Here is a 19,504-nt window from a genome sequence, read left to right as displayed (position 1 = left end):
GGTGTTAAAGTGTGTATTATTATAAAAGAAAATGAATATTTATTCTTTAGGGGGATGCAAAATGGAGAAGAAAAAAGTTGTATTAGCATATTCCGGAGGTCTTGATACTTCCGTTGCAATTAAATGGTTACAAGAGAAGAATTATGATATTATCGCGCTTTGTTTAGACTTAGGGGAAGGTAAAGACTTAGCATTCGTAAAAGAAAAGGCACTTTCAGTAGGTGCAATTAAATCATATATGATTGATGTTCAAGAGGAATTTGCAAATGAATATGCATTGATGGCTATGCAAGCACACACGTTATACGAAGGGAAATACCCTCTTGTTTCGGCGCTATCACGTCCACTTATCGCGAAGAAATTAGTAGAAATTGCAGAACAAGAAGGGGCGACTGCGGTTGCACACGGATGTACAGGGAAAGGGAATGATCAAGTTCGTTTTGAAGTTTCTATTCAAGCATTAAATCCTTACTTAGAAGTGATTGCGCCTGTACGTGAATGGAAATGGTCACGTGAAGAAGAAATTGCCTATGCAAAAGAAAATGATGTACCAATTCCGATTAATTTGGATAGCCCATTTTCAATCGATCAAAATTTATGGGGACGCAGCAACGAATGTGGAATTTTAGAAGATCCCTGGGCAGCGCCGCCAGAAGATGCATATGAGATGACATTGGCATTAGAAGATACACCGAATAAACCGGAATTTGTAGAAATTGGTTTTGAAGCAGGCGTACCGACTACTTTAAATGGTACTGCATATTCACTTTCAGAATTAATTAAAACGTTAAATGCGGTTGCTGGAAAACATGGCGTTGGACGCATCGATCACGTAGAAAATCGTCTTGTTGGTATTAAATCGCGTGAAGTATACGAATGCCCAGCAGCAATGACGTTAATTACGGCGCATAAGGAACTTGAAGATTTAACACTCGTAAAAGAAGTAGCGCATTTTAAACCGATGATTGAGCAGAAAATAACAGAACTTATTTATAACGGTTTATGGTTCTCACCTTTAAAACAAGCGCTTCATGCTTTCTTACAAGAAACGCAAAAGAATGTAACGGGTACAGTACGTGTGAAATTATTTAAAGGTCATGCGATTGTAGAAGGACGTAAATCTGAATACTCTTTATACGATGAAAAACTAGCAACGTATACTGCCCAGGACGAATTTAATCATGAAGCAGCAGTTGGATTCATTTCATTATTTGGTTTACCTACGAAAGTATATAGCCAAGTGAATCAAAAGAAGGTGGAAGCGTGAGCAAACTTTGGGGCGGACGTTTTACGGAAGAAGCGGAAGCTTGGGTTGAAGAGTTTGGAGCATCTATCTCTTTCGATCAACAATTAGTAAATCAAGATATCAACGGAAGTATTGCACACGTAACGATGCTAGCAAAGCAAGGTATCGTTACGAAAGAAGAAGCCGAGAAAATCAAGGTAGGTCTTCAATATTTATTAGAAGAAGCGAAGCAAAACAAATTGCATTTTTCGGTCGAGGCGGAAGACATTCATTTAAATATTGAAAAGATGTTAATTGAAAAAATCGGTGAAGTAGGAGGGAAACTTCATACAGGCCGAAGCCGTAATGATCAAGTAGCGACTGATATGCATTTATATTTAAAAGAAAAAGTAGAACATATTCTAAAAGCTACAAAACAATTGCAAACTGTTCTTGTTCATCAAGCAGAAAATAATATTGAAACGATTATGCCTGGCTATACGCATTTGCAGCGTGCCCAGCCAATTTCATTTGCGCATCATATTCTCGCGTACTTTTGGATGTTAGAGCGTGATGTGAATCGTTATGAAGATTCATTAAAGCGTATTAACATTTCGCCATTAGGAGCAGGGGCGTTAGCAGGGACAACATTCCCGATTGACCGAGAATATAGTGCGGAGCTTCTTGGGTTTAATGGAATCTATGAAAATAGTTTAGATGCAGTAAGCGATCGTGATTTCATACTGGAGTTCCTAAGTAACTCATCTATGCTCATGATGCACTTATCACGCTTTTGCGAAGAACTTATTTTATGGAGTAGCCAAGAGTTTCAATTTATTGAAATGAGCGATCAATACGCAACGGGAAGCAGCATTATGCCGCAAAAGAAAAATCCGGATATGGCGGAATTAATCCGCGGTAAAGCAGGCAGAGTATATGGTAATTTATTTAGTTTACTTACAGTAATGAAAGGGTTACCGCTCGCTTACAATAAAGACTTACAAGAAGATAAAGAAGGAATGTTTGATACAGTAAAAACAGTAGAAGGATGCCTGCATATTATGGCAGGCATGCTAGAAACGATGACTGTCAACAAAGAAAAGATGGGGCAAGCTGTAACGCAAGATTTCTCAAACGCAACAGAAATTGCTGACTACTTAGCAAGCAAAGGACTACCATTCCGTCAAGCTCATGAAATTGTTGGGAAGCTAGTGTTACACTGTACACAAAAAGGGATTTATTTATTAGATGTACCACTTGAAACATATAAAGAAATGAGTTCGTTATTTGAAGAAGATTTGTATGAAGTTCTTTCACCATATGCAGCTGTAAAGCGCCGTAACAGTGCTGGCGGGACTGGATTTGATCAGATTGAAAAAGCTTTGGAGAAGGCGAAGAAATTAACTGTAGAGTTTGTTGGAATTAAATGATGCATGATATAGAAGGTAAGGTGCTTTTTTAGAAAGTACCTTACCTTTTTGTATTTAGATTTTTAGGGGAGTATTTATCATTTCATAATTATTTTTCATAATCATAAAATGATGTTTTTCATGTATCGCTAATAGTTGAATAGATTGAATCAGGTTAGGATAGTGAGCAATCGGATCTAAAAATACGATATGTCCTGCAATATTTTCTTCTATATTTTGAACTAGCTTTTTTATGTCATCTGTTTCACTTGCAAGTAATTCTTCTAATTCAGTTACATTCATAGATTGATAGATTTTTTTTGAAGGGATTAAAATCCAAGGTGCTTTCATTCCTTTGCCGTGCTTTTCTTTATATTCGGCATAAATGTCGTGTATGTCAGTTGCAAATGGGGCATTTCTTCGTAGTTTTGCATAAGGGATAAGAGTGAAAGAGAATTTAATCGCGACTTTTAGCATCTTTGTAATTAAATATAAATGATAAAACTGCTCCCCAATAGACCATTTTCCATTCTTCGGGCGATACCATAGTTGTTCTTGTGATAGTGAATGGAGCTGAGGAAGGAACTTGTTTCTTTGTACATGTAATGTATGAAAATGTTTTGAGATATTTTCAGATTTCATATTTTCGTATCCTCCACACTTTTTCCTAATTATAACATTTTTCGTATGGATGTAAGTAAGCCTAGAGCAATCTGCTCTAGGCTTACAATGTATCGATTAATCGTACTTATGTCGATCTTCCGTAATTCGAATATACTCAATATCCATCAAATCTCGCAGCAATGCACCATTACTTAGTTCCACGCCATGTTTCTCTTTAAAATGAGTACGAATCATATCTAACATTTCGAGTTCTTTCCCATTCACGTCTAAAATAATGCGCTCAGAATCATTCATATAGCATCCTCCTTTTTTTACATATATATTTTGTCCGTCTATTTCTAAAAAATGTATGTTAACCTAAAGTTAGGAAATAAGAAAGGAATGGAAAATGAGACGTATTTATTTTATAGGGATAATTTTGTACACGCTAATTGTATTACACGTTGCATTCCCAAATATCTTTTCATTTGAGGATGTAGAAACAGTACACGTGGGGATATTTATCTTTATTCTATTTATAGTAGATTGCTTTATTTCGATATGGCTTTCGAAAAGAAAACATGTACAAAATAAAAAAGAAATGGAACGGAAAAAGAGAAAACGTTCATTTTGGATGACGACGTACTGTTTGTCTTTAGTGCTTATTGCTGTCTTTTTTAGTGAACATATTCCATTAGAAAGATTAGATATTGGATTTGGAGCGTTCGTATTTGCATACTATTTTTTCATGCACTTTCTTCCTTATATGAAAGAAAAGCGAGGAGAAGAGGAAGATCCGCTTGTAGAAGAAGCGAGAGAACAAGAACATAAGAGAATAGAAGAAGGTATACAGAAACTCGGAGAACAAAAATGGTATTTAAAATCTAAAATCATATATGTTCTTTGCTTCATTACGCCGCCAATCGGTTATTTGTATGTGCTCTTGCTTCGTAAAAAAATGACAGAGGATGCAAGGCAATCTTATTTAACGGTAGCTACGATCATGATGGTATTGTGGTCTTTGAAGTTCTTACCGCCATATGTGCTGGCAGTAGCTGTTGTAGTGGTTGTTTGTCTTGTATTTATAGTGAAGTATGTGAAGTGAAGAAAAACAAGAGCCTGTATTATTAAGCTAATATATAGATTAAAGTAAGAAATGTTATACTATGATTTGATTGTTCAGTAATAATAGGAGGGATAATAATGATTCAATCCATAGTTCATATCGCATTAGTAGTAAAAGACTACGATGAGGCAATAGAGTTCTATACAAAGAAACTAAATTTCACATTAGTCCAAGATATATATCAGCCAGAACAAAACAAAAGATGGGTAGTGGTATCTCCTCCTGGTTCAGTCGGCACCACAATATTACTGGCTAGAGCATCTAAACCTGAGCAAGACTCCTTTATCGGTAACCAGTCAGGCGGCAGAGTTTTTCTTTTCTTAAATACTGACGATTTTTGGAGAGATTATAATGAAATGATTTCAAGAGGAATAGAATTTGTGAGAGAGCCGAAAGAGCAAGAATATGGAATAGTTGCAGTATTCAAGGATTTGTACGGGAATTTATGGGATTTATTACAACTAAAAGACGACCATCCAATTACTCAAAGAATTAAGTAGAATACAGTTTAAACTTGATTAGAAAATCAATTAAAAAATGATGATTTTAAAATCTATGTAAGAGTGGAGAAAAACAGAGAAGATTTATTTTATGAGTAACATTAAACATCTTTATTCTTTTTACACAGTCGTGAAAAAAAGGAGTGGATTACCCACTCCTTTTTTATCGTTGTTTAACAACATGTATTTATTGTTCATTCAAGCCTAAAGCTTCATTTCCCTTATCCACCAGTAAAACATGTGGACTTGGTGTTTTATTTATGAATTAAAGATCACCTTGCTCCTCATCACCACGAACAACAAGGACATCGCATTTCGCATAGCGAATAATATGTTCAGAGACGCTACCAATTAGGAAACGCTCAACAGCATTTAAACCAGTTGCACCACACATAATTAAATCTACTTTATGGTTTGGAGCGATTTCTTTTGAAATTTTAGATTTAGGATTACCGAATTCTAATACAGTTTCAATTTTTTCAAGGCCAGCTTCAAGCGCAGTTTTTTTGTAGTCTTCTAATAAGTCTTCTGCAAATAGATTTGCACGTTCAGCAATTGCGCGGCTATAAGCTTCTACTGCTGAGTATGCTTTTACATCAACGATATGAGCAATTGTTAATGTTGCATTGTTACGTTTTGCGACTTGAATTGCTTTTTTAAAGGCTCTTTCTGCTTCTTTAGAACCGTCCACCGCGATTAAAATATTTGTATATGTATTATTCATAGTAAATTCCTCCCAATCATTTTTATTACTGTTTACAACTTTATTATAAAACAAATTTTGGTAATGTGCTTACCGAAAACGTTACAGAATTTTGAAAACTTTGCTTTAATTCATTTTAGTTGTAATTGGAGCGAGAACTTGTTACATATGAAGTATAGCAATTAAAAAGGAGGCATGTTTGTGAGACACGCGCTCATTACAGCCGGTACGAAAGGTTTAGGAAAGCAAGTAACAGAAAAGTTATTGGCTAAAGGATATTCAGTAACAGTAACGTATCATAGCGATATAGTGGCTATGGAAAAGATGAAAGAAACATATAAAAATATGGAAGAGCGTCTACAATTCGTGCAAGCGGATGTCACGAAAAAGGAAGATTTACATAAAATAGTAGAAGAAGCGATGAGTCGTTTTGGTAAAATTGACTTTTTAATTAATAATGCTGGTCCATATGTATTTGAAAGAAAAAAGTTAGTTGATTATGAAGAAGACGAATGGAATGAAATGATTCAGGGAAATTTAACAGCGGTATTTCATTTGTTGAAACTTGTCGTTCCAGTTATGAGAAAACAGAATTTTGGCCGTATTATTAATTACGGATTCCAAGGGGCAGATAGCGCACCGGGATGGATTTATCGTTCAGCATTTGCAGCAGCGAAAGTAGGACTTGTTTCATTAACGAAAACAGTTGCTTACGAAGAAGCAGAATATGGTATTACTGCAAACATGGTATGTCCTGGTGATATTATTGGTGAAATGAAAGAAGCGACAATTCAAGAAGCACGTCAGTTGAAAGAACGTAACACACCAATTGGTAGATCCGGAACAGGTGAAGATATCGCAAGAACGATTTCGTTTTTATGTGAGGAAGATTCCGATATGATTACCGGTACAATAATTGAAGTGACTGGTGCAGTCGATGTTATTCATAGACATCGATAAAATAAAATGAAGTTTCGAATAATTGGACAGTTTATCCATTGTGCTGAGAGTTGCGGATAATACTGTCCTTTCATGTAAGATTAAATCTATCGGAAAACTTGTATTATTTTTTGTCAAATATTGAGATATTATGTTAAAATATAAGAGCGTAGAAAGCGCTTTAAAAAATGATTCAGGGGTCATTTCATAACTCAAGGGGGAACTAATAATGCGTATCGGTATTCCAACAGAAATTAAAAACAATGAAAACCGCGTGGCAATGACGCCAGCGGGAGCAGTACATTTAGTACAAAATGGTCATGAAGTTTTTGTTCAAAAAGGAGCAGGTTTAGGATCTGGCTTTACAGATGAAGAATACGTACAAGCTGGTGCAAAACTTGTTGAAACTGCTGAAGAAGCATGGAATCAAGATATGGTTATGAAGGTAAAAGAGCCAGTTGCAAGTGAATACGGCTATTTCCGCGAAGGTTTAATTTTATTCACATACTTACACTTAGCTCCAGAACCAGAATTAACGAAAGCATTAATTGATAACAAAGTTGCATCAATTGCATACGAAACAGTACAATTAGAAAATCGTTCTTTACCATTACTTGCACCTATGAGTGAAGTAGCTGGTCGTATGTCTGCACAAATCGGTGCACAATTCCTTGAGAAAAACAAAGGTGGTAAAGGTATTTTACTTGCAGGCGTTCCAGGGGTAAAACGCGGCAAAGTAACAATTATCGGCGGTGGTCAAGCTGGTACAAATGCAGCGAAGATTGCAGTAGGTTTAGGTGCAGATGTAACAATCATCGACTTAAGTGCAGAACGTCTTCGTCAATTAGATGACATTTTCGGTAATCAAGTAAAAACGTTAATGTCTAATCCATACAACATTGCAGAAGCTGTAAAAGAATCTGACCTTGTTATTGGTGCGGTATTAATTCCAGGTGCAAAAGCGCCAAAACTTGTAACAGAAGAAATGATTCAATCAATGGAACCAGGTTCTGTCGTTGTAGATATCGCGATTGACCAAGGTGGTATTTTCGAAACAACTGACCGTATTACAACTCATGACAACCCAACTTACGAAAAATATGGCGTTGTTCATTATGCAGTTGCTAATATGCCAGGCGCGGTGCCACGTACATCAACTCTTGCATTAACAAACGTAACAGTACCATATGCAGTACAAATTGCGAACAAAGGCTACAAAGACGCTTGCTTAGGCAACACTGCATTACTAAAAGGTATTAACACATTAGATGGCTATGTAACATTCGAAGCAGTTGCAGAAGCTCACGGCTTACAATACGCTGATGCAAAAGAGCTACTTGAAAAAGCTCCTGCTTTATCATAATAGAAATACATTCGAGACCTTCCTTTATGAGGAGGGTCTTTTTTATAAGGAAATAAATTGTGAAAATGTTGTGTATTACTGTTAATAAGTGGTGATTGTGATAATTTAGAATTATATGATATTTAGGAAGGGGGATTAGATTGGGAAGAAAAAGTAAGCGGAAGAAGCACAAAAAACAAAGAGGAGTAATAAGGAGTAAACATGAGTTAGTAGTTATGAAAAAGAGACCTAGGTCTAAAATTGAAAGTGGTTTAATAGATGCGGCGAATGTTATGTATTTTATTGTCATGGGTATTATTTTTATTAACTTAATTAAGTTACCAGTTTCAAATTTATCTTTGCATGTATTTGTACTTATTATTTTTTTAATGGTAGCTATTTTAGTACATGTTTTAGTGTTTGGAACATTACTATCAACTAATAAGAATGGTGGAGAAAAAAGGCAAAAAAAGAAAAGAAATTCGTCTTATTATTCAAGCTCATCAAGTGGATTCGGTGACTACAGTAGCAGTGATTGTAGTAGCTCAAGTGATGGTGGAGGAGATTGCGGAGGTGGTGGAGATTAAGGTGATTTTTCAGAAGAACGACTAATGAAAGGATGAGACGAAAGATGGAAACTGTGAACTTAATAGAATTAACAAAGGGTATTCAAGATCAACATAAAAACTTTGTCGTTTCAAATGTAAATAGTCATTGCTTACGAATCACCGTATTTACTGGTGAATATGATTGGCACTATCATTCTAATTCGGATGAATTATTTATTGTGTTAGAGGGAGAATTACTTATTGATTTTGAAGATGGAGAAACAGAGGTTTTAAAGCCAAATGATTCTATCTTAATTCCAGCGTGCACAATCCATAGAACGAGAGCATTAAAGAGAACAGTAAATCTTTGTTTTGAAAATATAGAGGCTGATACGATTAAAGTGGAGCAATTATGAAAAAATTATCTGTAGCCGAGTATAGAAAAATCCTTCCGATTTTAGAAAGTCATACAAGAACGACGACGTTTGCTTATGCGGTATGTGACCAAATGATAGATGGTGAGATTTTTGCCAACGAGAAGTTAACAGCAGGACTAATTCGTACAGCGAACGGTATCTATTATTTATTTGGTGATACGGATGATCAAAATTATAACGAAGATTTATTTGCGTATTTAAAAATGGCTATTGAAAAAACAGAGAAGAGATTTACACTCTTCACTTCAAGTGAAGAGTGGGAAATGATGATTGAAGTGCGTTTTAGTAATGCACTTCGGAACATGCCTCGAATGAAGTTCCAACGAGAAATTTCTGAAGAGAGAAAACGAGATTCAAACAAAAATACATATGAAGTGAAGCGTATTGATAAAAGTGGTATAGAACGAAGCAGTGAATTTACAGAGGAGTATTACAAAGAATATTGGGGATCAAAAGAAACATTTTTGAACGGTGGATTTGGATTTTGTATAGAACAAGATGGGATAATTGTAGCTGAATGTGTTTCGATATTTAACGGAAATGGATTTGCTGAAATTGATATTGTGACGCATAAAGTATACCAAGGGAAAGGATTAGCCCAAGCTGTTGCAACAAGGTTTATTGAACATTGCATGCGAAATAATATTACACCGTGCTGGGATTGTTATGTAGACAATATTCCTTCGCAACGATTAGCTAGTAAATTAAGTTTTAATCATCCAATAGAATATAGTTTGTTTGTACGTAAGAAAACGGGGGAATAAAAATGAATGTAGAGTTAACGAGATTTAAAGTGAAACAAGGTAAAGGTCATCGTGTAGATGAATGGATGCAGCTTCTTAATGACAATATGAAAGAAGTACTTTTGACACTAAACGACGAAAAGATGTACGTTGAGACAATTTTCCGGGAAATAAGAGGTGGAGAAGAGTACTTATATTGGTATTCTGTGCAAGGAGAAGGCGGGGCTCTTGTCGAAAATTCTCATCATGAAATTGATAAAAAGCACTTAGCATTTTGGTATGAGTGTATTGATGAAGAAGCACCCTCTGTTGATATGAAAACAGAAGTCGTTATGATTCAAGATGTTGTGAAGGAAGCGATGAAATAATAGAATAGTATGTTGGAGAGAAGCGCATCAAAATAGGTGTGCTTTTTATTTTGAAAAAAATTTAAGAAAAGTTGTATACATTTTACGCTCTCAAACGTTGAGTATATAGAAAGGAGAGCAGAATGAGCCATGATACGTTTGAAACATTATTAATAGAGAAATCAAAAGCTGTATTTGGATACTTAATTAAGATTGGAGCAGATAGAAAAGAAGCGGAAGATATTGTGCAAGATACGTTGTACAAAGCTTTATTACTTATGGAGGAAATACCGTTAGAGCATTTAACACCGTGGCTCTTTAGAGTTGCGATCAATCAGCACCGAGATTTACACCGGAAAGAAAAAAGACTAAATCCCATTGCGATTGAATCTGTCGTTCTTATTGGTCAAAAGTCATTAGATGAGTTGCTTTTAACAAGTGAATTACAAGGCGAGGTACAAGAAATATTGGAGACGATGACGGAGGATTATCGTCATATTTTACTGTTGAAATATGAATATGAATTATCTTATAAGGAAATTACCATTTTATTAAGTATGAAAGAAGATGCAGTAAAAACAAGTTTGTACCGTGCAAGAAATCAATTTAAAAAATTGTATAGGAGGAGAAACGATGAGTCGGAAGGACTTTGATTTGAATATGGATGATAAGCAGATGAAGACTTTGATGAAGAAGGCAAAGAGGAAGCAGTTTTGGCGAAATCTCGTGATCTCAGTAGTTGTGACATTAGTCTTGATTACAGGGAGTATGAGTTTGTTAATTTATTTTAACGAGAAGAATAAGCGAGAAATGGATCAGAGAGTATATTTAAGACACAGTGTTCAAGGGCCTAATATTATTTTTAATGGACATACAAAACTAAGTATGGGAATAGCTAGCGGTACAATGATGTACAGTTCCTATAAAAACATTCAAGGACAACCAGTTAAATGGATTGATGAAATTTATGAGTATTCGATTTTGGGTTATAGTCAAAAAAATGATAACGGAAATACAGGTTTAGAAGAAGAGAATATAAATAAACAATCAGAATTTGCGACAAAGCAAGATTATAATAGACAGACAATGCAAAGAGAAATGCGGTTTTATTTACCTTTTGTAAAGTATTTAAACTATGTGAATGATTTAGAGAGAATTAGTGAATTGCAGAATAAAGTCGCAGAGGTAGCTCTATCTTTTGATAAGGCATATACAGCGGAGGAAGTAGTAAAAATGCTCCCTGAAAGAATACGACCTGTGTGGCTTTGGGTAGATACATATGATGAAACGAAAGCAGAGACGTATACTGGACTAGCAGAACCTGAAACTGGAGCGGTGTTAAATGCAGAGGTATCAATGAATATTTTTGGTTTTGAGGGTAGTTATGCTGATAAGAAGGAAGACGAGTACGAGGATATTAAAGGAAACTCAGCGGGATTTCTTGGATCTATGAAATCTTTAAGTGAAAATAAAGGGGGATTTCAAGAGTATTTTAGGACAAACTATAATGAAATAAAAAATACCGAACCAAAAGACCTACCAATATACGGTGTAGTTGTAACAGGCAAAACAGAGGATTTACAAAGTTTACAAGGGGCACCATATATTAAGGCAGCTATTAGAGGTGTAACAGTTGAGAAATATTGATTACAAACGATTAATGTGAATAATCAGAAAATTTATGTTATAATATGGGAAAAGGAGGTTCATATGAGGCAAATACATGGAGCAATTTATATTTACATAACAATGTTTTTCGTGGCGATATCCTATGGATTAGGGCACGTGTATTCGCATCCTATACTAACTTTTTTAAGCGGAGCATGTATGGCGTTTGCGCTTCTTGTCCACCTTTTCTCAGTTTGGATCGTGAAATTTCAATTAAATATTAGTGAAATAGAAGAAGGCACTTTTTAAGTAGCCTTCTTTTTTTAATAATATTTTGGAAGCTCTTGTAGCAATTTTTCAATTTCGCATTCGGTTTCTTTACATATAGAAAGTGTGCGTAATCTGAAAAATAAGCTACGTAAGAAAGATTTTATATTTCCGTATAGGTACTCGTACGATTTAATATGTAATGTTTGTTTTTGGGCGGGTAATTGAGCTACCAAGTCATGAAGGGCTAATATGAGTACTTCTTCCTTTAGACCATTTTGCAGCATTGCGACAATCGGATAAACGAGACGCTCATCTTCTTCGTATTTGTAATAGATGGAATGAACACAAACTTTGTTTAATAAAGTTTGTAGTATCTCTTCGTAATATAAAGTTTCCAGTTTAGGACTATTCACAAGCGCCTCGAATGTATCGGAAGCATGAGCGATACTATGTGCCCAGCCGTGGTCTTGCACATATCCACGGAAATCATGTTCATTGTTCATATATAGAATTAATTGATCTTTTACAGCTAAAATATCATGCTGTGATAAGAAATTATGATTTGTATCAGCATCAATAATGAGCGCAATTAATAATGTTGTAAATGCACGGGTAAATACAGCATCTTCGTCATTTGAATGAATCTTATACAATAAATATTTGTCACTGATGCTTTCTAATAATAGTTTCTGTAATTGTGTGTGTGAAATATAGTCCTTCTTGATTAGATGATAAAAAGTAGAGTAGATAATTTTATCCCTTAAATAGCTATCAGTATCCCCAATATGCTCAAGCATACTGGAACTTAAAGAATCGATATTGAGGGCATCATTAATTATGTAATTATTATTACGAATTTCTTCTAACTGTTGTTGTAACATATAAACCTCCTATTTTAGAAAATTCTGTATTTTTATAATATAATAAGAGGAAGAAATAGACAATAAATAAGTGCTTTTGAATGGAGGGCCATTTATGAAGAGAGCATTATTCTTTTTCATTAGTATTTTCTTATTAGGAAGCTGCTCGATTTCGTATGTTACTTTTTCTAGCGAGAGTAAAAGTTGGACGGGGTAATATAAAGGATATATTAAGGATAACAGTGAAGATGGAGTGTTTACGTTTCAGTATAAGGGCGGAGATGGGAATACAGAATTTCAAAATTTGGAGATTGCTATTAATGAAACCCTTAGTACAATGACACAAACGTCAGAAAGTCATAGAGGAGCAAGGGTTGAAATGAAGTCTTCTTGTGTAAGTTGCGCACCCCCATCTAAAGATGAACCGATAGAGATTGTGATTAAATGGGATGATAAGTATGAGGAGAAGATGGTTTTAAAGCGGAAATAGCATAGAGTAAGGGGATAAAAATGAATAGGCATATAAAATTTTTTATGTTTATGTTTATGTTTATGTTTTTAGGTGCATTTCTAATCATATTATCAGCGTGTACTACAAAACAAGTAGAGCAAGTAACTGTAAAAGAAGTACCTGAAGAAGGGTATGTCATAGTAAGAAATGACACGGTATTTTTTGTCGGTGATAAAACGTTTAATACAAAAGTAGAGTTGCAGCATTATATAGAACAACAAATGAAGAAAGAACATCCATCAGATATAGTGCTGAGCTTTAAGGATAAAGACGCATATAATCAATTAAAAACAGGGGATAAAATAAAAGTATGGTCTTCTAAAATACTTGAAAGTTATCCAGCGAAAATGATAGTAGAGAAATAGAAAAAGGCAGCAATCACGCTGCCTTTTTTCTTATTTCACAAATTGTAATTCTTTCGGGAATTTCGTTAAAATTTCTGATCCATCTTTTGTGATGTAAATATCATCTTCAATACGAACGCCACCTACGTTTGGTACGTAAATACCTGGCTCGATTGTGAAGACCATACCTTCTCTTAATGGTGACTCGTTACCAGCTTTTACATCTGGATATTCGTGTACGCTAATTCCAAGTCCGTGACCAAGGCGGTGCGGGAAGAAGTCGCCGTAACCTGCATCTGCAATAACAGAACGAGCAGCGTTGTCGATTGCGCCAAGTGTAACACCTGGTTTACATGCTTCAACTGCTTGTAGTTGTCCAGCAAGTACAGTGTTGTAAATGCGAGTTTGTTCTTCAGAAAGTTCGCCGAATGCTACTGTACGTGTAATATCAGAGCAGTAACCGTCAATGATTACACCTAAATCAAATAGTACGAAATCGCCGCGTTTCATTTTATTTGCACCTGGAATACCGTGTGGAAGGGCAGAGTTTGCACCTGCTAATACCATCGTATCAAATGACATTTTATGTATGCCCTTTGTTTTTAATTCGTGTTCAATAATTGCTAATACTTCTAGCTCGCTGCGATCTTCTTTAATTGCATTTACACCAACTTCAACAGCATAGTCTGCCATTTTAGCTGCTTCGCGTAAAATAGAAAGTTCTTTTTCATCTTTAATTAAACGAAGTTCACGAACTTTCTCCTCAGCTGATTTGAAAGTTGCGTTTGGGAATAGTTTTGTTAATTCTTCGTAGCGCTCTACGTTTAAATGCTCTTTTTCAATTGCAACTGCATTTGCATTGATACCACGGTCTTTAATTGCTTTTGCAATCATATCCCATGGTCTGTCAGTATCAGTAAATCCGATAATTTCATGTGCCCAGCCAGCGTTACGTGCTTGACCTTCTTCCATTTTAGGACAAATTAAAATAGGCTCTTTTTCTTGGAATACAAACATACCAAGAAGTCTTTCGTGTGGTTCACAGTGGAAGTTTGTCATGTAGAAGACGTTTGGTGTAGAAGTTAAGAACGCAGCTTCTACATTTTTTTCTTTTAGCCATTGCATTAAAGTTTCTAATCTAGCATTCATCGATTGGCACCCCCGAGATATTTAATTACAAATATAACTTTACATCGGAGGAAAGCGTTATGACAAGTAAATAGATGTTAGAAAAGACAGGGAATTGAAAAATCATGTAGAATAAAAAGTGAGAATGTGAATAGGGGAGGAATGTAATAATGAAAGTATCTTATCATGGACATTCAGTTGTAAAGATTGAAACGAATGGAAAAGTGATTTTAATTGATCCATTTTTAACTGGAAATCCGATAACGGATTTAAAGGCTAAAGATGTAAAAGTAGATGCAATTCTTTTATCGCATGGACATGGAGATCATGTTGGAGATACAGTAGAGCTTGCAAAGAAAAATAATGCGGTTGTTGTAGCGCCATTTGAACTAGCGACATTTTTAAGTTGGCAAGGTGTAAATACACATCCGATGCATATTGGTGGTTCGCATGAATTTGACTTCGGTAAAGTGAAGTTTACACAAGCATTCCATGGTTCTAGTTATATTGATGAAGAAAATAAGACGATTACATATACAGGTATGCCAGCGGGTATTTTATTTACAGCAGAAGAGAAAACTGTATACCATGCAGGAGATACTGCTTTATTCTCTGATATGAAATTAATTGGGGAACTAAATAACATTGATGTAGCATTTTTACCAATTGGTGATAATTTCACAATGGGACCAGAAGATGCTGTTTTAGCAGCGAAATGGGTTCAGGCGAAAACTGCTGTACCGATGCATTACAATACGTTCCCAGTAATTGAACAAGATCCATATCAATTTGTAGAAAAGCTACAAAACTGTACAGGGAAAGTATTAGAAGCTGGAGAAAGTATTACACTATAGAAAAGAAACCCTTCATTTGAAAAGACAAGTGAAGGGTTTTTTACGTGTGTAGGACAACTTTTAAAGTTTGTACTTGTTTTGGTGATTCTTTTCTTTTTGGAAGTGGCTGTTCAGGTGTTTCATTCAATTCCATTGCAACTTTTTTCCCGTCTACGAAAGCTAAAAATACAGCACCTGCAACTTCTAATAATTTTTTCATCATGTATCCGCTCCTTTGTTTCATTTCTTGTCTTCATGGTATATGGAAGCAGCGGGACAAACTATCGAACGAGATGACAATTACATTGTTGTAATAGAAGAAGTGGTGTAATGTAAGGCGTATTTTGTTATAAAAAAAATAGTACAGATATATAAAGAGAGAGTGTAACAGTTTTGAAAATATAGTATACTGAAAGTACAACACATGAAGAATTTAGGGAAAAGAAAGTATGGTGAAACCATTTGGCTACCAAGCATAACCAAATTTTAGAACATATTAATGGCCTGCCAGTAGGGCATAAAATTTCTGTAAGGCAAATTGCGAAAGATTTGAGTGTAAGTGAAGGGACAGCTTACCGTGCAATTAAAGATGCAGAAAATAAAGGATATGTTAGTACGATTGAACGTGTCGGAACAATTCGAATTGAACAAAAGAAGAAAGAGAATATTGAAAAGCTGACATATGCAGAAGTCGTTAACATTGTCGATGGTCAAGTACTTGGGGGCAGAGAAGGACTACATAAAACGTTAAATAAATTCGTAATCGGGGCAATGAAGTTAGAAGCGATGATGCGCTATACAGAAGCAGGAAACTTACTTATTATTGGTAACCGTACGAATGCACATCAATTAGCGTTGGAAGCCGGAGCTGCGGTGTTAATTACGGGCGGATTTGATACGGAAGATCATGTGAAGAAATTAGCAGATGAATTAAAACTACCGATTATTTCAAGTAGTTACGATACATTTACAGTTGCGACGTTAATTAACCGCGCAATTTACGATCAGCTTATTAAGAAAGAAATTGTACTTGTTGAAGATATTTTAACGCCGATTGAAGAAACGTTATATTTAAAGCCAAATGATACGGTACAGCAATGGCATGCGTATAATGAAGAGACGATGCACGGAAGATATCCGATTATTGATGAAAATAAAAAGGTTCTAGGTATCGTAACTTCAAAAGATATGATCGGTGTAGCGAAAGAAACACCGATTGATAAAGTGATGACAAAACATCCGATTACAGTGAATGGTAAAATGTCTGTCGCAGCTGCGGCGCGTATGATGGTGTGGGAAGGTATTGAGTTACTTCCTGTTGTTGATGAAGGAAATAAACTGCAAGGTATTATTAGCCGTCAAGATGTACTTCAGGCATTGCAAATGATTCAGCGTCAACCACAAGTTGGGGAAACAATCGATGATATTGTAACGAATCAATTCATGACGCCGAAAGAAGCGAAGAATGAGCATTTATATCAATTTTCAGTGACGCCGCAAATGACGAATTCGATCGGAACGTTATCTTACGGTGTATTCGCAACGATTGTGACGGAAGCAACGAATCGTGTTATTCGTGCGCAAAAGAAGAGCGATTTAATTGTTGAGAACTTAACAATTTATTTCGTAAAACCAGTTCAAATTGACAATGTTGTATCAGTTCATCCGAAAGTATTAGAAATTGGACGTAAATTTGGTAAGGTGGATGTAGAAGTACATCATGAAGGTAATGTTGTCGGGAAAGCATTACTTATGGTGCAGTTGATCGATAAATAAAAAGATGGAGCAGACCGCTTTGGTTTGTTCCATTTTTTTTAGAACGCTATATTAGAGAATTTTAAAATTTAGTTATCAAATGAATCTATTATGTTTTGAATTGCAAAAGAGAAAGTTAAATCACGTTCTGTTTCATATTTATAAGTAGGGCACGCAATCATTTGAAGATGCTTGAACAATAATTGTGGAGGTGTCGAATGGGAGTAATATTTTTCTTTTTAGGTTTAGTATTTGTAATTACTGTTCATGTGATAACTCATAGAATAATGGATTCAAATAAAAAGAAATTGTATGTAATAAGTTTGATTTTCGCTATTATTTGTTCCTTTATCCCTACAACTGGAGAAAATAATAGCGATTTTCTTTACTTCGGTATACCAGCAGAAAATTTCATTTATTATGGCGGATGGGAAATTTCGTTTAATCCACTAGCCTTTTTCTTTAACTTTATTTTGTTTTATTGGATTTTGAAGCTATTACTTAAGCTCGGGGAGGGTTTTGGTAGAGAAGTGAAAAAATAGCAGGATATGTTGGAGATTTTAGCTAATCTATCTCCAGTTAGAGAATTGGTTATTAGTCGATAGAAAAGTTTGCGTTACTATATGAACTAGGGGGAGAAGGATGGATTTTCACACTAAAAAGCAGTTATGTAAGCAATATAATTTAAATAGTCTTACGAAAGTTTCATTGTTGCATGGGGGAGAAAATCAAACATATATATTCGAATCGGACAAAAATAAATTTGTAGTGAGGCAGTATAGAGAAGGACGTTATACATGCGAGCAAATAGAGGCTGAAATACATTGGTTAATAGCGATACAAAAGCAAATGTTAGTACCAGAAGTAGTTGTAAATAAAAATGGCGATTGGATCACACCTGTTATGAAAGATGAGGGAAGTATCCAATATTTTGTTGTCTTTAGCTTTATAAACGGAAGTGAAATTGTAGAACCAAAGGCTAAAGACTATGAAAAGCTTGGATTATTAATGCGAAAGTTTCATGAAAAAACAAATGAAGTGTTCAAAAGAGTACCGCAAACTTGGAGAGGTTATGAAAGGCCTATATATAGCGAGAAAAAGACAATTCTCGAGCCTTTACAACGATTACTAAATACTTCATTTCTATCCCATGCGGATAAGCATAAGTGCATGAGAACTGCAGAAAGAATACAAGAGCTCACAAATTCAACTCAATTAGGAGAAAAACAATTTGTTCATGGTGATATGCATTTTGGCAATGTTCTTGTAGACAAAGAGGATTGGTATTTACTCGATTTTGATGAATGTGGATTTGGGTATAAAGAGTTTGATATTGGTGTTCCAAGATTGCATTTAATTGCTTCGGGACAGTTAGAAGAAGTATGGGGGGACTTCATGGTGGGATATGGAGAAAATATTTCGGAAGCAGCCATTCGACTTGGGACCGCTTCAAGAATCTTTTATATGGCTGGGAAAATACCATTAAGGCTTGATATTGAGCCGATTAGAAAAGATCCTGGCGCTTTTATTCGCCGATATATTCAGTATGTCGAAGAAGAATTATGCGGAGGGACAATTGTTTAATAAAAAAACAGAATATTAATTCATTTAGATTCTAGCCTATGTTATAATTGAATTGTAAGAAAATGGATTTCTGGAAGGTGGTATGCATTATGTCATCAACAGTACTCTTTTTTGGTAGTATCGCACTATTTTACTTCCTTGTGATGATACCGATTCAATATTTATACTTACAAGGTTTACATGAAAAAAAGAAAAAAACAGGATTATCTCAGCGAGAGCTATATGAAAAAATGTCTTTTGGGGAAGAACAATTACATCTTCATGTGCAAGGCAATCCATTCAATATCCCTTCTGCGTTTGTCGCATACATGATTTTAAAAGTTAGAGGACGTAAAAAAGCATCACAATATTGATGCTTTTTTACGTTGCTTCATAAGAGTCAGCTTCTTCAACTGCTAATGGTAAGAAATGTTTATATTGGCGAAATCCATTAAATACACTTGCACTACCAAATAGAATAAATAAAACACCAACGATAATACGAGCGGTTGAAAGTTCTAAAAAGAATTGGTTTATCCCGAAGAATAGGACGAATGAACCGAGTGCCATTGCAGATTTTCCAGAGAGCCAACCTTTCTCCATTGGGCGGTTTGTACGAAAGTATTTTGTTTTGTAGAAGAGGTACAACATAAATGAAACGATAATACAGAAGACTAATATTGGCATAATGCACACTCCCATCGTTTTGT

General features: G+C 35.2%; 26 protein-coding genes and 1 pseudogene. 20 read left to right on the top strand and 7 right to left on the bottom strand.

The genetic code is table 11. The features are described from left to right. Nucleotides 1-61 precede the first annotated feature (61 nt). Both KZZ19_RS22625 and argH read left to right on the top strand, forming a co-directional pair. Nucleotides 62-1,267 carry an argininosuccinate synthase gene (locus tag KZZ19_RS22625; protein ID WP_237981710.1) on the top strand — a complete coding sequence of 402 codons (1,206 nt, stop codon included), beginning with the start codon at nucleotides 62-64 and terminating at the stop codon, nucleotides 1,265-1,267. After that, nucleotides 1,264-2,655, top strand: a complete 1,392-nt coding sequence (argH, locus tag KZZ19_RS22620; protein ID WP_237981709.1) for an argininosuccinate lyase — start codon at nucleotides 1,264-1,266, stop codon at nucleotides 2,653-2,655. The genes KZZ19_RS22625 and argH overlap by 4 nt, the downstream gene beginning before the upstream one ends. Before the next feature lie 54 nt (nucleotides 2,656-2,709). Here the strand turns inward: argH and KZZ19_RS22615 are convergent, their stop codons facing one another. Together KZZ19_RS22615 and KZZ19_RS22610 are read right to left on the bottom strand one after the other, a co-directional pair. Next, nucleotides 2,710-3,276 (bottom strand): DinB family protein, encoded by a 567-nt coding sequence (locus KZZ19_RS22615; RefSeq protein ID WP_237981708.1) that lies wholly within the window; start codon nucleotides 3,274-3,276, stop codon nucleotides 2,710-2,712. Between the two features lie 96 nt (nucleotides 3,277-3,372). After that, nucleotides 3,373-3,552, bottom strand: coding sequence for a ProA domain protein (locus KZZ19_RS22610; protein ID WP_088097985.1), 180 nt, complete (start codon nucleotides 3,550-3,552; stop codon nucleotides 3,373-3,375). Nucleotides 3,553-3,646: 94 nt separating this feature from the next. Between KZZ19_RS22610 and KZZ19_RS22605 the strand changes: the two genes are divergently transcribed. Both KZZ19_RS22605 and KZZ19_RS22600 read left to right on the top strand, forming a co-directional pair. Beyond that, nucleotides 3,647-4,342, top strand: coding sequence for a hypothetical protein (locus tag KZZ19_RS22605; protein WP_237981707.1), 696 nt, complete (start codon nucleotides 3,647-3,649; stop codon nucleotides 4,340-4,342). A gap of 98 nt (nucleotides 4,343-4,440) precedes the next feature. Next, nucleotides 4,441-4,863 (top strand): VOC family protein, encoded by a 423-nt coding sequence (locus tag KZZ19_RS22600; protein ID WP_088097983.1) that lies wholly within the window; start codon nucleotides 4,441-4,443, stop codon nucleotides 4,861-4,863. Nucleotides 4,864-5,128: 265 nt separating this feature from the next. Here the strand turns inward: KZZ19_RS22600 and KZZ19_RS22595 are convergent, their stop codons facing one another. After that, complete coding sequence (locus KZZ19_RS22595; protein WP_001066680.1) at nucleotides 5,129-5,587, bottom strand: universal stress protein; 459 nt, start codon at nucleotides 5,585-5,587, stop codon at nucleotides 5,129-5,131. Between the two features lie 174 nt (nucleotides 5,588-5,761). Between KZZ19_RS22595 and KZZ19_RS22590 the strand changes: the two genes are divergently transcribed. The 9 genes from KZZ19_RS22590 (at nucleotide 5,762) to KZZ19_RS22550 (ending at nucleotide 11,839) form a co-directional block, all read left to right on the top strand. Further along, on the top strand, nucleotides 5,762-6,526 hold the full coding sequence (locus KZZ19_RS22590; protein ID WP_098342878.1) for an SDR family oxidoreductase: 765 nt from the start codon (nucleotides 5,762-5,764) through the stop codon (nucleotides 6,524-6,526). Nucleotides 6,527-6,734: 208 nt separating this feature from the next. Next, complete coding sequence (ald, locus tag KZZ19_RS22585; RefSeq protein ID WP_237981706.1) at nucleotides 6,735-7,868, top strand: alanine dehydrogenase; 1,134 nt, start codon at nucleotides 6,735-6,737, stop codon at nucleotides 7,866-7,868. 140 nt (nucleotides 7,869-8,008) lie between these two features. Then, on the top strand, nucleotides 8,009-8,434 hold the full coding sequence (locus tag KZZ19_RS22580) for a hypothetical protein (protein ID WP_237981705.1): 426 nt from the start codon (nucleotides 8,009-8,011) through the stop codon (nucleotides 8,432-8,434). 44 nt (nucleotides 8,435-8,478) lie between these two features. Further along, nucleotides 8,479-8,811 (top strand): cupin domain-containing protein, encoded by a 333-nt coding sequence (locus KZZ19_RS22575; protein ID WP_237981704.1) that lies wholly within the window; start codon nucleotides 8,479-8,481, stop codon nucleotides 8,809-8,811. Beyond that, the gene (locus KZZ19_RS22570) at nucleotides 8,808-9,596 is read left to right on the top strand and encodes a GNAT family N-acetyltransferase (protein ID WP_237981703.1); all 789 of its coding nucleotides are present in this window, start codon (nucleotides 8,808-8,810) and stop codon (nucleotides 9,594-9,596) included. Before KZZ19_RS22575 ends, KZZ19_RS22570 begins: the two co-directional genes overlap by 4 nt. Before the next feature lie 2 nt (nucleotides 9,597-9,598). Then, entirely contained in the window at nucleotides 9,599-9,943 is a 345-nt protein-coding gene (locus KZZ19_RS22565; RefSeq protein WP_237981702.1) for a DUF6176 family protein, read from the top strand. 122 nt (nucleotides 9,944-10,065) lie between these two features. Further along, nucleotides 10,066-10,575, top strand: a complete 510-nt coding sequence (locus tag KZZ19_RS22560) for an RNA polymerase sigma factor (RefSeq protein WP_237981701.1) — start codon at nucleotides 10,066-10,068, stop codon at nucleotides 10,573-10,575. Further along, nucleotides 10,556-11,569, top strand: coding sequence for an anti-sigma factor (locus tag KZZ19_RS22555; protein ID WP_237981700.1), 1,014 nt, complete (start codon nucleotides 10,556-10,558; stop codon nucleotides 11,567-11,569). Before KZZ19_RS22560 ends, KZZ19_RS22555 begins: the two co-directional genes overlap by 20 nt. A gap of 63 nt (nucleotides 11,570-11,632) precedes the next feature. Beyond that, nucleotides 11,633-11,839 (top strand): hypothetical protein, encoded by a 207-nt coding sequence (locus KZZ19_RS22550; RefSeq protein WP_001248905.1) that lies wholly within the window; start codon nucleotides 11,633-11,635, stop codon nucleotides 11,837-11,839. A gap of 14 nt (nucleotides 11,840-11,853) precedes the next feature. Here KZZ19_RS22550 and KZZ19_RS22545 read toward each other — a convergent pair whose 3' ends face one another. Beyond that, entirely contained in the window at nucleotides 11,854-12,681 is an 828-nt protein-coding gene (locus KZZ19_RS22545; protein WP_237981699.1) for a DUF2785 domain-containing protein, read from the bottom strand. Nucleotides 12,682-12,775: 94 nt separating this feature from the next. Between KZZ19_RS22545 and KZZ19_RS22540 the strand changes: the two are divergent. Then, a pseudogene (locus KZZ19_RS22540) lies at nucleotides 12,776-13,150 on the top strand (hypothetical protein). Nucleotides 13,151-13,170: 20 nt separating this feature from the next. Continuing rightward, complete coding sequence (locus tag KZZ19_RS22535; protein ID WP_237981698.1) at nucleotides 13,171-13,536, top strand: DUF3221 domain-containing protein; 366 nt, start codon at nucleotides 13,171-13,173, stop codon at nucleotides 13,534-13,536. A gap of 30 nt (nucleotides 13,537-13,566) precedes the next feature. On the opposite strand, the gene pepQ is transcribed toward KZZ19_RS22535, so the two are convergent. Next, a complete protein-coding gene (gene pepQ / locus KZZ19_RS22530) occupies nucleotides 13,567-14,664 on the bottom strand; it encodes a Xaa-Pro dipeptidase (protein WP_237981697.1) in 1,098 nt (365 codons plus the stop codon). A gap of 149 nt (nucleotides 14,665-14,813) precedes the next feature. On the opposite strand from pepQ, the gene KZZ19_RS22525 reads away from it, so the two are divergent. Next, nucleotides 14,814-15,497, top strand: coding sequence for a metal-dependent hydrolase (locus tag KZZ19_RS22525; protein ID WP_237981696.1), 684 nt, complete (start codon nucleotides 14,814-14,816; stop codon nucleotides 15,495-15,497). A 40-nt stretch (nucleotides 15,498-15,537) separates the two neighbouring features. Here KZZ19_RS22525 and KZZ19_RS22520 read toward each other — a convergent pair whose 3' ends face one another. Continuing rightward, on the bottom strand, nucleotides 15,538-15,699 hold the full coding sequence (locus tag KZZ19_RS22520) for a hypothetical protein (protein WP_237981695.1): 162 nt from the start codon (nucleotides 15,697-15,699) through the stop codon (nucleotides 15,538-15,540). A 239-nt stretch (nucleotides 15,700-15,938) separates the two neighbouring features. Between KZZ19_RS22520 and KZZ19_RS22515 the strand changes: the two genes are divergently transcribed. The 4 genes from KZZ19_RS22515 (at nucleotide 15,939) to KZZ19_RS22500 (ending at nucleotide 19,168) form a co-directional block, all read left to right on the top strand. After that, nucleotides 15,939-17,252: a CBS domain-containing protein gene (locus tag KZZ19_RS22515; RefSeq protein WP_088097969.1), complete on the top strand. Its 1,314-nt coding sequence runs from the start codon at nucleotides 15,939-15,941 to the stop codon at nucleotides 17,250-17,252. Nucleotides 17,253-17,449: 197 nt separating this feature from the next. Continuing rightward, nucleotides 17,450-17,773, top strand: coding sequence for a hypothetical protein (locus KZZ19_RS22510; protein WP_088097968.1), 324 nt, complete (start codon nucleotides 17,450-17,452; stop codon nucleotides 17,771-17,773). A 100-nt stretch (nucleotides 17,774-17,873) separates the two neighbouring features. Next, on the top strand, nucleotides 17,874-18,815 hold the full coding sequence (locus tag KZZ19_RS22505; RefSeq protein ID WP_237981694.1) for a phosphotransferase enzyme family protein: 942 nt from the start codon (nucleotides 17,874-17,876) through the stop codon (nucleotides 18,813-18,815). Between the two features lie 89 nt (nucleotides 18,816-18,904). After that, nucleotides 18,905-19,168: a DUF3949 domain-containing protein gene (locus KZZ19_RS22500; protein WP_140392564.1), complete on the top strand. Its 264-nt coding sequence runs from the start codon at nucleotides 18,905-18,907 to the stop codon at nucleotides 19,166-19,168. A gap of 7 nt (nucleotides 19,169-19,175) precedes the next feature. Here the strand turns inward: KZZ19_RS22500 and KZZ19_RS22495 are convergent, their stop codons facing one another. Then, nucleotides 19,176-19,481, bottom strand: a complete 306-nt coding sequence (locus KZZ19_RS22495; protein ID WP_088097965.1) for a YtpI family protein — start codon at nucleotides 19,479-19,481, stop codon at nucleotides 19,176-19,178. Between the last annotated feature and the right edge of the window lie 23 nt (nucleotides 19,482-19,504).

Origin of the sequence: Bacillus thuringiensis, from assembly GCF_022095615.2 — a bacterium.
Taxonomy (GTDB): domain Bacteria; phylum Bacillota; class Bacilli; order Bacillales; family Bacillaceae_G; genus Bacillus_A; species Bacillus_A cereus_AG.
Note: the sequence above shows the minus strand (reverse complement) of the source record. Positions and strands in the feature narration are given on the sequence as shown.

What these genes read in the sequence shown, in the direction of transcription:
- KZZ19_RS22550 (WP_001248905.1), top strand. Translation starts at nt 11,633, where the DNA reads ATGAGGCAAATACATGGAGCAATTTATATTTACATAACAATGTTTTTC.
- KZZ19_RS22570 (WP_237981703.1), top strand. Translation starts at nt 8,808, where the DNA reads ATGAAAAAATTATCTGTAGCCGAGTATAGAAAAATCCTTCCGATTTTA.
- KZZ19_RS22605 (WP_237981707.1), top strand. Translation starts at nt 3,647, where the DNA reads ATGAGACGTATTTATTTTATAGGGATAATTTTGTACACGCTAATTGTA.
- KZZ19_RS22560 (WP_237981701.1), top strand. Translation starts at nt 10,066, where the DNA reads ATGAGCCATGATACGTTTGAAACATTATTAATAGAGAAATCAAAAGCT.
- KZZ19_RS22505 (WP_237981694.1), top strand. Translation starts at nt 17,874, where the DNA reads ATGGATTTTCACACTAAAAAGCAGTTATGTAAGCAATATAATTTAAAT.
- KZZ19_RS22525 (WP_237981696.1), top strand. Translation starts at nt 14,814, where the DNA reads ATGAAAGTATCTTATCATGGACATTCAGTTGTAAAGATTGAAACGAAT.
- KZZ19_RS22510 (WP_088097968.1), top strand. Translation starts at nt 17,450, where the DNA reads ATGGGAGTAATATTTTTCTTTTTAGGTTTAGTATTTGTAATTACTGTT.
- KZZ19_RS22600 (WP_088097983.1), top strand. Translation starts at nt 4,441, where the DNA reads ATGATTCAATCCATAGTTCATATCGCATTAGTAGTAAAAGACTACGAT.
- KZZ19_RS22545 (WP_237981699.1), bottom strand. Translation starts at nt 12,681, where the DNA reads ATGTTACAACAACAGTTAGAAGAAATTCGTAATAATAATTACATAATT.
- KZZ19_RS22610 (WP_088097985.1), bottom strand. Translation starts at nt 3,552, where the DNA reads ATGAATGATTCTGAGCGCATTATTTTAGACGTGAATGGGAAAGAACTC.
- KZZ19_RS22520 (WP_237981695.1), bottom strand. Translation starts at nt 15,699, where the DNA reads ATGATGAAAAAATTATTAGAAGTTGCAGGTGCTGTATTTTTAGCTTTC.
- KZZ19_RS22565 (WP_237981702.1), top strand. Translation starts at nt 9,599, where the DNA reads ATGAATGTAGAGTTAACGAGATTTAAAGTGAAACAAGGTAAAGGTCAT.
- KZZ19_RS22575 (WP_237981704.1), top strand. Translation starts at nt 8,479, where the DNA reads ATGGAAACTGTGAACTTAATAGAATTAACAAAGGGTATTCAAGATCAA.
- KZZ19_RS22500 (WP_140392564.1), top strand. Translation starts at nt 18,905, where the DNA reads ATGTCATCAACAGTACTCTTTTTTGGTAGTATCGCACTATTTTACTTC.
- KZZ19_RS22495 (WP_088097965.1), bottom strand. Translation starts at nt 19,481, where the DNA reads ATGCCAATATTAGTCTTCTGTATTATCGTTTCATTTATGTTGTACCTC.
- KZZ19_RS22590 (WP_098342878.1), top strand. Translation starts at nt 5,762, where the DNA reads ATGTTTGTGAGACACGCGCTCATTACAGCCGGTACGAAAGGTTTAGGA.
- KZZ19_RS22625 (WP_237981710.1), top strand. Translation starts at nt 62, where the DNA reads ATGGAGAAGAAAAAAGTTGTATTAGCATATTCCGGAGGTCTTGATACT.
- pepQ (WP_237981697.1), bottom strand. Translation starts at nt 14,664, where the DNA reads ATGAATGCTAGATTAGAAACTTTAATGCAATGGCTAAAAGAAAAAAAT.
- KZZ19_RS22535 (WP_237981698.1), top strand. Translation starts at nt 13,171, where the DNA reads ATGAATAGGCATATAAAATTTTTTATGTTTATGTTTATGTTTATGTTT.
- KZZ19_RS22615 (WP_237981708.1), bottom strand. Translation starts at nt 3,276, where the DNA reads ATGAAATCTGAAAATATCTCAAAACATTTTCATACATTACATGTACAA.
- KZZ19_RS22555 (WP_237981700.1), top strand. Translation starts at nt 10,556, where the DNA reads ATGAGTCGGAAGGACTTTGATTTGAATATGGATGATAAGCAGATGAAG.
- ald (WP_237981706.1), top strand. Translation starts at nt 6,735, where the DNA reads ATGCGTATCGGTATTCCAACAGAAATTAAAAACAATGAAAACCGCGTG.
- KZZ19_RS22595 (WP_001066680.1), bottom strand. Translation starts at nt 5,587, where the DNA reads ATGAATAATACATATACAAATATTTTAATCGCGGTGGACGGTTCTAAA.